This is a genomic window from Halomonas almeriensis (assembly GCF_030409235.1).
Classification (GTDB): domain Bacteria; phylum Pseudomonadota; class Gammaproteobacteria; order Pseudomonadales; family Halomonadaceae; genus Halomonas; species Halomonas almeriensis.
In genome coordinates this window covers 420,628-434,496 of record NZ_JAUFPO010000009.1, presented here as the reverse complement: position 1 = coordinate 434,496, position 13,869 = coordinate 420,628, and the positions used below count along the sequence as shown (strand labels likewise).

The window sequence follows — 13,869 nt, the reverse complement described above, 5'->3', positions numbered from 1 at the left end:
CAATTCACGAGGAAAAGGCCCGTCCACCGATGCCCTCGTCGCAGGCAGGCGCCTTCCCTACCCGCCCGGATACTGCGATGATTCTCCCGTTGACCGCCAGCCACCACGGAAGGCCCGCATGCCACCTCGACGCCCCGCCTTTTCTGTTCTGCTGGCCATTGCCCTGGGGGTTGCCCTGGTGCTCTGGCTGGCCTTCGGCGATATCTCAAGCTTTCGCGACTCGCCACCCGACCCCGCTCCCTCCGACGAGGCCGCGGCACCGCCGCGGGTCGAGGTCGAGACGCGCCGGGCCTCGTCCTACACACCGCGACTGATTGTCCAGGGCGACCTGGAAGCCCATCGCGCCCTGGAACTGCGGGCCCGCCAGAGCGGTCGCGTCGAGGCCCTGCCGGTCCAGCAGGGCAGCCGCGTCGAACGCGGTGAGCTGTTGCTTAGCCTCGAGCAGGATGCCCTGCCCGAGCGACTCGAGCAGGCCGAGGCCGAACTGGCCCTGGCACGCGCCGAGCTTGCCGGGGCCCGCGGGCTGCGCGATCGCGAGCTGATCTCGAATCCCGAGCTCCTGCGCCGCCAGAGCGCGCTGAGCGCCGCCGCCGCACAACTCGCCGAACTGCGCCAGCAACGTGCCAATACCCGCCTCGTGGCCCCTTTCCCCGGCGTGCTCGACCGCCTGGACGTGGACCCGGGCGAGCTGGTGCAGGCCGGTGAGACCTGGGGCCGGCTGGTCGACGACTCACGACTCACCGCCCGCGCCTGGGTACCGCAACGCAAGGTGCTGGGGCTGGAGACCGGCCTGCCGGCCCGGGTACGCCTGCTCGACGGCTCGACCCTCGAGGGTGAGCTGACGCATATCGCCAGTCGCGCCGATGAGCAGACCCGCAGCTTCGCCATCGAGGTTGCCGTGGACAACCCCGAGCATCGCCGCCTGGCCGGGGCGAGTGCCACCATCGAGCTAACATTGCCGCCGCGCGAGGTGCACCGCATGTCGCCGGCCCTGCTCGAGCTCGATGAACAGGGCCAGCTGGCGGTCAAGCATCTCGATGCCCGGGACCGGGTGGTGCGCGACAACGTCGAGCTGGTCAGCAGTGACGATGAAGTGGCCCGGGTGGCCGGGCTGCCAGATCAGATCCAGCTGATCACCCTGGGCGGAGGCTTCGTCGATCCCGGCGACAGGGTGACGCCGGTCGCCGCCGACACAGCGCCCAGCGCGGCGCAACAGGAGTCCGACTGATCATGCGCACGCTCATCTCGGCGGCGCTGGACCGCTCGCGCACGACCCTGATGCTGCTGCTGGCCCTGCTGGTAGCCGGGCTGGCCGCCTGGCAGGCCGTGCCTAAGGAAGCCAACCCGGACATCCCCATTCCAGTCATCTATGTCTCGATGAGCCTGGAAGGGGTCAGCCCGGAAGACGCCGAGCGTCTGCTGGTCCGTCCCATGGAACAGGAGCTGAGCAGCATCGAGGGGCTGCGCAAGCTGACCGCTCAGGCCGGCGAGGGCCACGCCTCGCTGAATCTGGAATTCGACCCCGGCTTCGACCCCGACCAGGCCCTGACTGACGTGCGCGAAAAGGTCGATATTGCCAAGGCCGAGCTGCCCGACGAGGCCGATGAACCCCGGGTCGTGGAGGTCAATGTGGGGCTCTTCCCGGTGCTCTCCATCGGCCTGTCCGGCCCCGTCGAGGAGAGCCGCCGCGTCAGCGTCGCGCGGCGCCTTCAGGAGCGCATCGAGGCCATCCCCCAGGTGCTGGAAGTCGATATCGGCGGCGACCGGGAGAACCTGCTGGAAATCATCGTCGACCCTCAGGTGCTGCACAGCTATGGCGTGGATTTCCAGACGCTGTTCAACCGCGTCAACCGCAATAATCGACTGGTCGCGGCGGGCAGCCTGGACACCGGTGCCGGACGCCTGGCGCTCAAGGTTCCGGGCGTCATATCGCAGCTCGAGGACATCATGAAGATGCCGGTCAAGGTGGAGGGTGACCGGGTGGTGACCTTCGACGACGTGGCCCGCCTGAACCCGACCTTCAAAGACCCCCAGGGCTTCGCGCGCATCGACGGCCAGCCGGCCATGGTATTGGAAGTCGCCAAGCGTGCCGGCGCCAACATCATCGCCACCATCGACTCGGTGGAGGCCCTGCTCGAGGAGGCCGCGGGCCTGATGCCCGAGGACCTCGAGGTAACGACCATCATGGATCAGTCGGAACAGGTCGAGTCGATGCTGTCCGAGCTGCTCAACAACGTGCTGACCGCGGTACTGCTGGTATTGATCGTCATTCTTGCCGCCATGGGCCTGCGCCCGGCCCTGATGGTCGGCCTGACCATTCCCGGCGCCTTTCTCACCGGCATTCTGCTGATCTGGGCGCTGGGCATGACCCTCAACATGGTGGTGCTCTTCGCCCTGATTCTGGTGGCCGGCATGCTGGTCGACGGCGCCATCGTGGTCAGCGAACTGGCCGACCGCCATCTGCGCCAGGGGCAGCCACCCGGTACAGCCTGGCTCAATGCCGCCAGCCGAATGAGCTGGCCGATCATCGCCTCCACCGCCACCACCCTGGCCGTCTTCGTGCCGCTGCTGTTCTGGCCGGGCGTGGTCGGCGAGTTCATGAAATACCTGCCGGCCACGGTGATTCTGTGCCTTCTGGCCTCATTGGCCATGGCCCTGGTGTTCCTGCCGACGCTGGGCGGTGTCTTCGGCGCCCGCGGTGGCCGTTCGCTGAGTGACGAGGAGCTGGTGACCACGGGTGGACGCCTCTACCGCCGGGTACTGGGGCGCCTGCTGGCCCGCCCGGGGCTGACGCTGCTGGTCGCCCTGCTGTTGATGGCACTCACCTACACGGCGTACGCGCGCTTCAACCACGGCGTGGAGTTCTTTCCCAGCGTGGAGCCCGACAGTGCCCAGGTACTGGTGCACTCCCGGGGTGACTTCTCGGCCCGCGAGACGGATGCCATCGTCCAGCGCGTCGAGTCTCGCCTGACCGACATGAGCGAGATCCAGGCCCTCTATGCGCGGTCCTTTGCCACCTCGGACCAGCAACTCGGTGCCGATGTGATCGGCGTACTGCAATTTCAGTTGATCGACTGGCACCAGCGGCGCCCGGCACGGCAGATTCTCGACGACATGCAGGAGCGTACCGCCGATATTCCCGGGGTACAGCTCGAATTCCGCGAACAGGAACAGGGACCGGCCGCGGGCAAGCCGATCGTGCTGGAAGTCAGCGGCAGCGACAACGCCCAGACCGAGGCGGCCGTGGACAGCCTGCGCCAGGCCATGAACTCGCTGGGCGGCTTCCGTGCCATCGAGGACAACCGCAGCCTGCCCGGCGTGGAGTGGCGTATCCAGGTGGATCGTGAGTCAGCCGCCCGCTTCGGTACCGATGTGGCGACCATCGGCAATGCCGTGCAGCTGCTGACCACCGGCCTGCAGGTCGCCAGTTACCGGCCTTCCGGCGTGGATGATGAGGTGGACATTCGAGTACGCCTGCCCGAGGACTCGCGTTCGCTGAACCAGCTCGACCGGCTCACCGTCAATACCGCCCGCGGCCAGGTACCGATCTCCAACTTCGTGAGCATCGAGCCGGCCCCAAAGGTCAGCACCCTGCACCGCATCGACGGCCGGCGGGCCATAACCCTGGAAGCCGATGTCGAGGAAGGCGAACGCCCCGATGAGCGCCTCCAGGCGCTGCGCGATGCCATGCAGTCGCTGCCCGAGGGCGTCACTGTCGAAGTGGCCGGAGAGCAGGAGGATCAGCAGGAAGCCATGCGCTTTCTGGTCACCGCCTTTGTGGTGGCCATCTTCCTGATGGCGCTGATTCTGGTGACCCAGTTCAACAGCCTCTACCAGGCTCTGCTGGTGCTGTCCGCCATCGTCTTCTCGACCGCGGGCGTACTGCTGGGACTGCTGGTCAACGCCCAGCCCTTCGGTATCGTCATGGTCGGCATGGGCATCATTGCCCTGGCGGGCATCGTAGTGAACAACAACATCGTGCTGATCGACACCTTCAACCAGCTGCGCGGCGACGGCCTCTCCGCCCATGATGCCGCCCTGCAGGCCGGTGGTCTGCGCCTGCGCCCCGTACTGCTCACCGCCATCACCACCATCCTCGGCCTGATGCCGATGGTGCTGGAAGTCAACGTGGACCTGTTCGCCGGCTCACTCGGCCTGGGCGCCCCCTCGACCCAGTGGTGGACCCAGCTCTCCAGCGCCATCGCCGGAGGCCTGACCTTCGCCACCGCCCTGACCCTGCTGCTGACACCCTGCATGCTGGTGCTGGGGCCGGGGAAGAGAGTTCGGAGTTAGGAGGAAGAAGGAAGAAGGAAGAAGGAAGAAGGAAGAAGGAAGAAGGAAGAAGGAAGAAGGAAGAAGGAAGAAGGAAGAAGGAAGAAGGAAGAAGGAAGCCAGGCTGATGCCAGGGTGTAGAGTGTCAAGGGTATTCTTCCAGGCGCGAAGCGCCGTACTTCCCTCTTCAAGCGGCGCAGCCGCGTTCTTCCCTCTTCCAGGCGCGAAGCGCCGTTCTTGCCCCTTCAAGCGGCGCAGCCGCCCTACATCGCTTCTGCTAGCGTTCCACGTTGGCGGCGTCCGGGGCGTGCACGGCGTGGAGGCGGGAGATGAGTCGGTCTTCCAGCGAAAAGCGTTCGGTGAGGCCCTTGGTCAGGCGTTCCAGCCAGGCCGGCAGGCGCGGCAGGTGCTGTTCGCAGTTGGTGGTGCTCGAGTAGTCTTCGTCGAAGGCCAGCACCAGCTCGGTGGACATGTCGAGTCGCTCGAGCAGCCGGTCGGCCAGCGACAGGGCGTCGTGATCGTCGAAGGCCTCGGCCTCGGCGCGAAGTTGCGGATAAACCTCGAAGTGCCCGGCGCTGATGTAGTCCATCAGCAGCTCACTGAAGGCATCGATGCGTGCCTTGGTCACGGCGTCGAGATCATCGTCGCAGGCCTGCTTGAGGTCACTGAAATCGACCAGCAGCGCCTTGCGGGCGGCCAGCCAACGATCTATCAGTTGGTGAACACCGCCCCAGCGTTCCTGTGCATTCTTGCAATCTTCCAGCATGATTCCTTCCCCTCGCTTGACCGCCGCGCTTGATCACAGACTCACCCTTGCCGTGGATGCTGTCAATCCCGCCCGGGCAGCCCCTGCCAACGGTAACCGTGATCGCGTCGCAGGACTCTGGCCAGGATCCCCAGCGGGACCAACAGCAGGACCAAGAAACCGATCAGCGTCCAGCCGGGAAGTGACAGGCCCAGCAGCGTGGCCCCCACCTCGGCGCATTCGCCGGATCCGGTGAGCACGGTGGCCAGGACCTGCTGCAGAGGCAGGACCTCCATCATGTAATCGAGCCCGGGCCCACAGCTGGGTACCTGGTCGGCCGGCAGGGACTGCAGCCACAGGTGACGGCCGGCCAGCGCGATGCCAACAGCCACGGCGATGAGTCCCAGCAGCCCATAGGCCGCGGCCCCTGCCCTGCCCCGGGGGGCATGCAGGGCCCCGACCAGGAAGACGGCCCCGGCCGCGATGACCGCCATGCGCTGAAAGACGCACAATGGGCAGGGTTCCATGCCGGCCAGATGCTCCAGGCCCAGCGCCACGGCCATCATCAGGATGCAGAATGCCAGGCCCAAAAGACTCCAGCGGCGAACACTCCACTCCTCGATGTCCTCTATCATGATGGGTCTCCCGTGGCCTGTAATGGCGATGCCGCCCGGGACTCCCGGGCACTCGTGAAATAGTCCGCGAGAAAGTCCGCAAAGGACTGTGTCTCCCCGGCCTCGATCTCGGACTGCTGATGAAAGGAAGTGCTGACCAGTTGCTCGAACAGGGCGGCACGCGCCGGCTCGACCGCTTCCTCACGCAGGCTCGCCGCCTGCTCACGGGCCAGCGCCAGCGTCGCCTCGACGAACTCCTCACCCTGCCCCTCGAGCCACGACAACAGCCGGCCGGAGGGTGTCAGGCCAGGCTCATCAAGCCAGGGAGTCAGCTCGGCCAGTGCCTCGGCATGCGGCGCGCCCTCTTCGAGCCGATCCAGCAGGGTCGCGACCTCGCGCAGTTCGGCAAAGATATCGTGTCCCCACTCGGCGATGGTGCGCTTGCGGCCATGATGGTCGAGTCGCAGTTCAGGGTCGCGCCCGCGGGACACCACCAGGCGCCGATTGTCGTCGAGGTGTTCACACTCCTCGTCACTGATCCAGGGGCTCTCGCTGAGCAGGCACCACATCAGAAAGGTATCGACAAAACGGCTGCGCGTTGCGTCAAAGCCCAGCGGATCGAAGGGATCCAGATCCAGGCAGCGCACTTCGATGTACTCGACGCCCCGTGCTTCCAGCGCCTGACTGGGTGTCTCGTCGTGACGCGCCACCCGCTTAGGGCGAATGTCGCTGTAATACTCGTTCTCGATCTGCAGGATGTTGTCGTTGAGCTGCTGCCAGTCGTTGCCGCCCAGATGCACGCCCATGGCGGCGTAATCCGCCCAGGACGTGGAGATGGCATGGCGCAGGGTATTGACGTAGTTGGACAGCGAGTTGAAGCAGATCTTGAGCTGCTCCTGCACCTTGTTCTGGTAGCCCAGGTCGGACATCCGCAGGCTGGTGGCATAGGGTGCCACCAGGGTCTCGTCACCATGCGCGTGCAGGTTGTCGGGGACCCTGCCATCGGGCAGAAAGCTGCGATCCACCGCCGGCGAGGCACCGAACAGGTACAGCAGCAGCCAGCTGTGGCGGCGGAAGTTGCGGATCAGATCGAAATAGCGTGCCGAACGATAGTCCTGCATCGAGCTGCTCTGATCTCCTTCCATCTCCTTGAGCAGTAACCAGAAGTCATCCGGCAGCGAGACGTTGTAATGCACCCCGGCGATGGACTGCATGATGCGCCCGTAACGCACGTCCAGCCCCTTGCGGTAGACATGCTTCATGCGGCCCACATTGGAACTGCCATAATCGGCGATGGGGACGCTGTCGTTGCCATCGAGTCTCGCCGGCATGCTGGCCGGCCAGATGAGCTCGGCATTCAGGCGCCGATAGCTGAAGCGATGCAGGTCGGCCACGAACTCGACGGCATCCTCGGGGCGACTGTAGACCGGCGTGATGTATTCCAGCAGCGCCTCGGAATAATCCGTGGTGACATGCGGATGCGTCAGCTTGGAGCCGAATGCCGAGGGGTGTGGCGTCTGAGCGATGCGGCCCTGATTATCGACACGCAACCCCTCTTTCTCGATACCGCGGCGCAGCCGGCTGAATTGCCCATGACTGGCAGGGCCGCTCAGCCCCTGGATACGGGTGGAAAGCAATTCTGACAAGATGTCACCCCTTGCCGTGGCAGCGCCTTCAATGGCGACTGCCCGATGATCATTCGGATACTGGTGTACCCACAGAAACTACAGAGTATGGCGCCGCCAGAGCGTGATTCAAGGGCGCGAGGCGCGAGGCGCGAGGCGCGAGGCGCGAGGCGCGAGGCGCGAGGCGCGAGGCGCGAGGCGCGAGGCGCGAGGCGCGAGGCGCGAGGCGCGAGGCGCGAGGCGCGAGGCGCGAGCAGAATGGTGGCACCGCCCCGACAAACGTCAACCCAACCAGCGGCAACGCATCTCGAACCTCGCAACTCGTATCTCGTATCTCGTATCTCGTATCTCGTATCTCGTATCTCGTAGCTCGTATCTCGTAGCTCGTAACTCGCCCCTAACCGTCCTTTCGGGCCTTCAGCAAGGCGGCCCCCAGGGCGCCCACCTGACTGTCATCCTTGCCGGAGGACCGGGAAGCCTGCTTGCCCTGGCGGGCGGGCTTGCCGCTTCGCCGGGTATCACCCTGCCGCCCGTTCCCGGCCGGCTGTGCTTCTCCGGGCTGGTCGTCCATGCGCATGGTCAGCCCGATGCGCGAGCGCTCCAGGTCGACGCTCATGACCTTGACCTTGACGATATCCCCGGCCTTGACCACCGACCGCGGGTCATCGACAAACTGGCTGGACAACGCCGAGATGTGCACCAGGCCGTCCTGATGCACCCCGATGTCGACGAAGGCGCCAAAGTGCGTGACATTGGTGACGCTGCCCTCGAGCACCATGCCGGGCTCCAGATCCTTGAGGGTTTCGACGCCCTCGCGGAACTCCGCCGCCTTGAACTCGGGACGCGGGTCACGCCCGGGCTTGTCGAGTTCCTTGAGAATGTCATTGACGGTCAGCTCGCCGAAGCGCTCATCGGCGAACTCGGCGGCCTTGAGCGATTTGAGAGTGCCGCTGTCGCCGATCAACCCGGCCAGCTGGCGACCGCTGCGCTCCGCGATGCGCTCGACCAGCGGATAGGCCTCGGGGTGCACGGCACTGGCGTCCAGAGGGTTGTCGCCCCCCATGATGCGCAGGAAGCCGGCGCACTGCTCGTAGGTCTTGGGTCCCAGGCGGCTGACATCCAGCAACTGACGCCGCGAACGGAAGGCACCCTCGGCGTCGCGGCGCGACACGATATTCTCGGCCAGGTTGGCATTGAGGCCCGAGACCCGCGACAGCAGTGCCGAGGAAGCCGTATTGAGATCAACGCCCACAGCATTCACGCAGTCCTCGATCACAGCTTCCAGGCTGCGCGACAGCTGTACCTGGGAGACATCGTGCTGATACTGGCCAACGCCGATGGACTTGGGTTCGATCTTGACCAGCTCGGCAAGCGGGTCCTGGAGACGTCGGGCGATGGAAACCGCACCGCGCACCGTGACGTCCAGGTCCGGCAGCTCGCGGGAGGCATATTCCGATGCCGAGTACACCGAGGCTCCGGCCTCGCTGACCATGACCTTAGACAACCGACGCCTGTCGGCCATGGCCTTGACCAGCTCGCCGGCCAGCTTGTCGGTCTCGCGACTGGCAGTGCCATTGCCCACGGCGATCAATGCCACATCATGCGCCTCGACCAGGCGCACCAGCTCGGCCAGAGATGCCTGCCACTGGTTGCGCGGCGCATGCGGGAAGATCGTCGACTCCCCCAGGAACTGGCCCGTCGCGCTGACCACCGCGACCTTGCAGCCGGTGCGCAAGCCGGGGTCGATGGCCAGGGTCGCCTTGGCGCCCGCGGGGGCGGCCAGCAGCAGATCCTTGAGGTTGGCGGCGAAAACGCCGATGGCCTCGGCCTCGGCACGGTCACGCAGGCGTCCCATCAACTCGGTCTCGAGGTGGGTATACAGCTTGACCCGCCAGGTCCAGCGCACCACCTCGGCCAGCCAGCGGTCGGCAGCTCGACCCTGATCCTGTACCCCGAAATGTCGGGCAATGGCGACCTGCGCCGGATGCACGCTGGCCTCTTCCTCGCCGGGCAGACGAATGACCAGCGACAGCACGCCTTCGTTGCGACCACGGAACATGGCCAGTGCACGGTGCGAGGGCACCTTGATGATGGCTTCATCATGCTCGAAGTAGTCGGAAAACTTGGCCCCCTCGCGCTCCTTGCCGTCGATCAGGCGTGCCGTGAGGATACCCTCTTCCCACAGACGCTCGCGCAGCCGACCCACCAGTTCGGGGTCCTCGGCAAAGCGTTCCATGAGGATCTGCTTGGCGCCATCCAGGGCCGATCGGGCATCCTCGAAGGCCGGGATATCACCATCGGCCGCACACAGGTAGCCGGCCGCCTCTGTCTCGGGATCCCGTGTCGGGTCGCCCAACAGGGCGTCGGCCAGCGGCTCGAGGCCGGCCTCACGGGCCATCTGCGCCTTGGTGCGGCGCTTCTTGCGATATGGCAGGTAGAGGTCTTCCAGGCGCTGCTTGGTATCGGCTGCGCGCAGGCTCGCGGCCAACTCGTCGGTCAGCTTGCCCTGCTCGTCGATGGCCGACAGCACGCTCTGACGACGCTCCTCCAGCTCGCGCAGATAGCCCAGGCGCTCTTCCAGCTGGCGGAGCTGGCTGTCATCCAGCGCCCCGGTGACTTCCTTGCGATAACGAGCGATGAAAGGGACGGTGGCACCGCCATCCAGCATTTCGACGGTGGCGGCGACCTGAGCGGTGCGAACACCGAGCTCCTCGGCGAGACGATCGATGATCTTGGCTTGTGCGTCCATGAAATCCTTGGCAATCCAGGTCAAGATGATCGCGATAAGGTATCACAGGCTGGTTGCCAACGGCAGGTACGAGACTCAAAGCCGAGCTACGAGCTGCGAGTAACGAGCGGTGGTGTACTGATCGACGTCAGGAGGTGGTCAATCCCGTCCGGCGCCTCGCTGACGCACGGCTTCGAACAGGCAGATACCAGTGGCGACCGAGACATTGAGGCTGGAGACCTGTCCGACCATCGGCAGCTTGACCAGGCCATCACAGGCTTCGCGCGTCAGGCGGCGCATGCCCTTGCCTTCAGCGCCCATGACCAGGGCGGTGGGCACGCTGAAGTCCGCCTCGAAGAGCGAGGCTTCGGCCTCTCCGGCGGTCCCGGTGACCCAGACCCCCAGCTCCTTCATGCGCGCCATGGCGCGTGCCAGATTGGTGACCCGGTAGACCGGCACACTCTCGGCGGCGCCACAGGCCACCTTGCGCACCGTGGCGTTGAGCGGGGCGGCCCGATCCTTGGGCACCACCACGCCGTGCGCTCCGGCGGCATCGGCACTGCGCAGGCAGGCACCGAAGTTGTGCACATCGGTGATGCCGTCCAGCACCAGCAGCAGCGGTGCCTCGGCGGCGGACCAGCCCTGCAGGCGATGCCATAGCGCGGTGTCGGACTCGAAGGTCAGGGCCGGGCAGAAGGCCAGAACCCCCTGATGCACCGCCCCCTGGGCCTGCTGATCGAGGGCGTCGCGTGGCAGGGTCACGACCTTGATACCCGCGCCCCGGGCCTGATCGACCAGTTCGGTCAGTCGCCCGGATGCCTCGCCTTCCTGAACCCAGAGTTCACGCGGCCCGTTGCCGCGCGCCATCAGGGCCCGCACGGCGTGAACACCATGCACGACATCAAGGCCGCCGGGCGGTTTGGGCCCGCGGCGATGGGATTGCTTGCTCATGTGGCGATTCTCGTCTGCACTCGCGACATCACGGCTCAGCGCCGCCGCGGACCACGGCGGCGACGCTTCTTGCCGCCCTCTTCGTTCTGAGCCTGCGAGTCCGTGCCACCCTGGCTGCCCTTGTCCTGATCGCCCTTGCCCTTGCCCGATGCCTTGCCGGCATTCTGCTGCCGAGGGCGGCGCTTGGGTGCCTTCTTCGGACGCGGCTTGTCGTCGGCCAGTTCGAAATCGATCTTGCGATCATCCAGGTCGACCCGCGCCACCTGGACGGTCACGCCATCCCCGAGACGATAGCTGGCACCACTCTTTTCGCCCTTGAGCCGATGTTTCTCCGCCTCATAGTGGTAATAGTCGGAGGGCAGCGAGGTGACATGCACCAGGCCCTCGACATAGACATCGTCCAGGCGCACGAAGATACCGAACTGCGTGACCGAGGCGATGGTGCCGTCATACACCTCGCCGAGCTTGTCGGACATGAATTCGCACTTGAGCCAGCTCTCGACGTCACGGGTGGCGTCATCGGCCCGCCGCTCGGTCATCGAGCAGTGCTCACCAAGCTCGAGCATCTGCTCGAAGGTGTAGGGGCACCACTTGCTTGGCGCCTCGACCGGCGCATCCTCGGCACGCAGCACCGTGTTGGTCTGGCGCGGCCCGCGAATCACCGAGCGAATGGCCCGGTGAACGACCAGGTCGGGATAGCGGCGGATCGGCGAGGTGAAGTGCGCATAGGCCTCATAGGCCAGGCCGAAGTGCCCTTCGTTCTGCGGCGAGTAGACCGCCTGGTTCATCGAGCGCAGCATGACGGTCTGGATGATATCGGCGTCATCCCGCCCCTTGATGGCCTCGGCCAGATCGCGATAGTCCTGAGGCGTTGGCTCGTCGCCACCGCCCAGAGACAGGCCCAGCTCATTGAGAAAGAGGCGCAGCTTGTCGAGGCGCTCCGGCGACGGGCGTTCGTGGATGCGATACAGCGCCGGCAGATCGTGCTTGTCGAGAAAGCGGGCCGTGGCCACATTGGCGGCCAGCATGCACTCCTCGATGATCTTGTGGGCATCATTGCGCGACCGCGGCTCGATCTTCTCGATCTTGCGCTCGTCATTGAAGACGATGGCCGTCTCGGTGGTCTCGAAATCGATGGCGCCGCGTGCTTCGCGTGCCCCGCGCAACACACCATAGAGCGAGTGTAGGTTTTTAAGGGAAGGCACCAGGTCGCGGTACTGATCGCGCAGGGCATCGGCCTCTTCACCCTCGTCCTCGAGAATCGCCGACACCTTGTTATAGGTAAGGCGAGCATGAGAACGGAAGACGGCTTCGCAGAACCGATAGCGACTGATGGCCCCATTCTTGGAGATGTTCATCTCGCAGACCAGCGCCAGGCGATCGACCTCGGGATTCAGCGAGCACAGCCCATTGGAGAGCAGCTCGGGCAGCATCGGCACCACCTGCCCCGGGAAGTACACCGAATTGCCCCGCGAGATGGCCTCCTGATCGAGCGCGGTGCCCGGCCGCACATAGTGAGAGACATCGGCGATGGCGACCAGCAGCTTCCAGCTGCCCGACTTGGTCTTCCAGGCACAGACGGCGTCGTCGAAGTCCTTGGCTGACTCATCGTCTATGGTCACCAGCGGGTAGTCACGCAGGTCGATGCGCTGCTGCTTGTCATCCTCGACCACCTTCTCGGACATGCCGGCGATCTGGTCCAGCACTTCCGGCGGAAACTCGGCCGGAATCTCGTAGCTGCGCAGGGCAATGTCGATTTCCATGCCGGGATCCATGCGCTCGCCCATGACCTCGCTGACCTCGCCGACCGGCTGCACCCGAGTCGCCGGCTGCTTGACGATACTGGCCGAGATCACCTGGCCGTCCTGGGCTCCCCCATTGGCGGTATGGGGGATGATGATTTCCTGAGTGATGCGCGGGTTTTCGGGAATCAGCACACCGAATTCCGGCGTATTCTCGCGATACACACCGACGATGGTCTGGGTATTGCGGGCCAGCACCTCGGCGATTGTCGCTTCGTCGCGGCCCCGACGGTCGCGTCCACTGATACGCACCAGAACGTGATCCCCATGAAAGACGCGACGCATCTGACGCGGAGGAATCACAAGGTCGGGTTTCTTGCCATCATCCCGGAGCAGAAAGCCGAAACCATCCCGATGGCCCAGCACCTTGCCCTTGACCAGGTCGAGCTTGTCGATCAGCGCATAGGCACCGCGGCGATTGCGCAGCACCTGGCCATCGCGCTCCATGGCCGATAGCCGGCGTCGCACGGCCTCCTGGAGATCCTCGTCCTCGAGGCCCAGCATCTCGCTCATGGCTTCATGAGTGATGGGGCGACCATGCTCCTCGAGCCGGGCCAGCAGGTACTCGCGACTGGGGGCGGGTTTGTCGTACTTGTGGGCCTCACGACTGGCGTGCGCATCGTCTTCAAGCGTCCAGTGGGTCATGCAGAGAGCATCCTTGGCAGGGTCATGGAAGGCATGCGTGACATTGCGCGCGATTGCCGCTGAGTCGTATAGGCGAAATTCAAATATCGTGTCATGGTGGCAGTATAGCGCCGCAGCGTCCTGCACCCAACCATGCGCTACGTCGATTGCCGGCCGCCGAGGCGTTTGCCGGCAGGGGACTGGCATCAGGGCTTGCATTCCTGCCAGAGTTCGGTATCATACGCGCCACTTGCCCAGATGGCGGAATTGGTAGACGCGCTAGCTTCAGGTGCTAGTGTCCTTACGGACGTGGAGGTTCAAGTCCTCTTCTGGGCACCATCCGACCTTTCCCGATGAATAAACCGGGAATCGTCACGCTCTTTAGCAGCAATATCGGCTCGTGTTCGCCCAGGTGGCGGAATTGGTAGACGCGCTAGCTTCAGGTGCTAGTGTCCTTACGGACGTGGAGGTTCAAGTCCTCTCCTGGGCACCATCGCAAACGCGATAG

At 65.1% G+C, this 13,869-nt stretch carries 8 protein-coding genes and 2 tRNA genes; 4 read left to right on the top strand and 6 right to left on the bottom strand.

From position 1 onward, the window contains the following. Positions 1-118 precede the first annotated feature (118 nt). Both QWY74_RS08765 and QWY74_RS08760 read left to right on the top strand, forming a co-directional pair. Entirely contained in the window at positions 119-1,228 is a 1,110-nt protein-coding gene (locus QWY74_RS08765) for an efflux RND transporter periplasmic adaptor subunit (RefSeq protein ID WP_264824048.1), read from the top strand. Between the two features lie 2 nt (positions 1,229-1,230). Continuing rightward, on the top strand, positions 1,231-4,293 hold the full coding sequence (locus tag QWY74_RS08760) for an efflux RND transporter permease subunit (RefSeq protein WP_264824049.1): 3,063 nt from the start codon (positions 1,231-1,233) through the stop codon (positions 4,291-4,293). Positions 4,294-4,549: 256 nt separating this feature from the next. Here QWY74_RS08760 and rsd read toward each other — a convergent pair whose 3' ends face one another. From rsd to rnr, 6 genes are all read right to left on the bottom strand, one after another. After that, positions 4,550-5,038, bottom strand: a complete 489-nt coding sequence (gene rsd / locus QWY74_RS08755; protein ID WP_264824050.1) for a sigma D regulator — start codon at positions 5,036-5,038, stop codon at positions 4,550-4,552. Positions 5,039-5,100: 62 nt separating this feature from the next. After that, entirely contained in the window at positions 5,101-5,652 is a 552-nt protein-coding gene (locus QWY74_RS08750; RefSeq protein WP_290314176.1) for a disulfide bond formation protein B, read from the bottom strand. Next, positions 5,649-7,277, bottom strand: coding sequence for a glutamate--cysteine ligase (gene gshA, locus QWY74_RS08745; RefSeq protein WP_290314175.1), 1,629 nt, complete (start codon positions 7,275-7,277; stop codon positions 5,649-5,651). Before gshA ends, QWY74_RS08750 begins: the two co-directional genes overlap by 4 nt. Before the next feature lie 376 nt (positions 7,278-7,653). Beyond that, positions 7,654-10,005, bottom strand: a complete 2,352-nt coding sequence (locus QWY74_RS08740) for a Tex family protein (RefSeq protein WP_264824053.1) — start codon at positions 10,003-10,005, stop codon at positions 7,654-7,656. A gap of 138 nt (positions 10,006-10,143) precedes the next feature. Beyond that, positions 10,144-10,935 carry a 23S rRNA (guanosine(2251)-2'-O)-methyltransferase RlmB gene (gene rlmB, locus QWY74_RS08735; protein WP_290314174.1) on the bottom strand — a complete coding sequence of 264 codons (792 nt, stop codon included), beginning with the start codon at positions 10,933-10,935 and terminating at the stop codon, positions 10,144-10,146. Positions 10,936-10,970: 35 nt separating this feature from the next. Continuing rightward, positions 10,971-13,382, bottom strand: coding sequence for a ribonuclease R (gene rnr, locus QWY74_RS08730; protein ID WP_264824055.1), 2,412 nt, complete (start codon positions 13,380-13,382; stop codon positions 10,971-10,973). Between the two features lie 231 nt (positions 13,383-13,613). On the opposite strand from rnr, the gene QWY74_RS08725 reads away from it, so the two are divergent. Both QWY74_RS08725 and QWY74_RS08720 read left to right on the top strand, forming a co-directional pair. Beyond that, a tRNA-Leu gene (locus tag QWY74_RS08725) sits at positions 13,614-13,700 on the top strand. Between the two features lie 67 nt (positions 13,701-13,767). Further along, positions 13,768-13,854 (top strand) — tRNA-Leu (locus QWY74_RS08720). The last annotated feature ends 15 nt before the right edge of the window (positions 13,855-13,869 follow it).

What these genes read in the sequence shown, in the direction of transcription:
- QWY74_RS08765 (WP_264824048.1), top strand. Translation starts at nt 119, where the DNA reads ATGCCACCTCGACGCCCCGCCTTTTCTGTTCTGCTGGCCATTGCCCTG.
- QWY74_RS08760 (WP_264824049.1), top strand. Translation starts at nt 1,231, where the DNA reads ATGCGCACGCTCATCTCGGCGGCGCTGGACCGCTCGCGCACGACCCTG.
- rsd (WP_264824050.1), bottom strand. Translation starts at nt 5,038, where the DNA reads ATGCTGGAAGATTGCAAGAATGCACAGGAACGCTGGGGCGGTGTTCAC.
- QWY74_RS08750 (WP_290314176.1), bottom strand. Translation starts at nt 5,652, where the DNA reads ATGATAGAGGACATCGAGGAGTGGAGTGTTCGCCGCTGGAGTCTTTTG.
- QWY74_RS08740 (WP_264824053.1), bottom strand. Translation starts at nt 10,005, where the DNA reads ATGGACGCACAAGCCAAGATCATCGATCGTCTCGCCGAGGAGCTCGGT.
- rlmB (WP_290314174.1), bottom strand. Translation starts at nt 10,935, where the DNA reads ATGAGCAAGCAATCCCATCGCCGCGGGCCCAAACCGCCCGGCGGCCTT.
- rnr (WP_264824055.1), bottom strand. Translation starts at nt 13,382, where the DNA reads ATGACCCACTGGACGCTTGAAGACGATGCGCACGCCAGTCGTGAGGCC.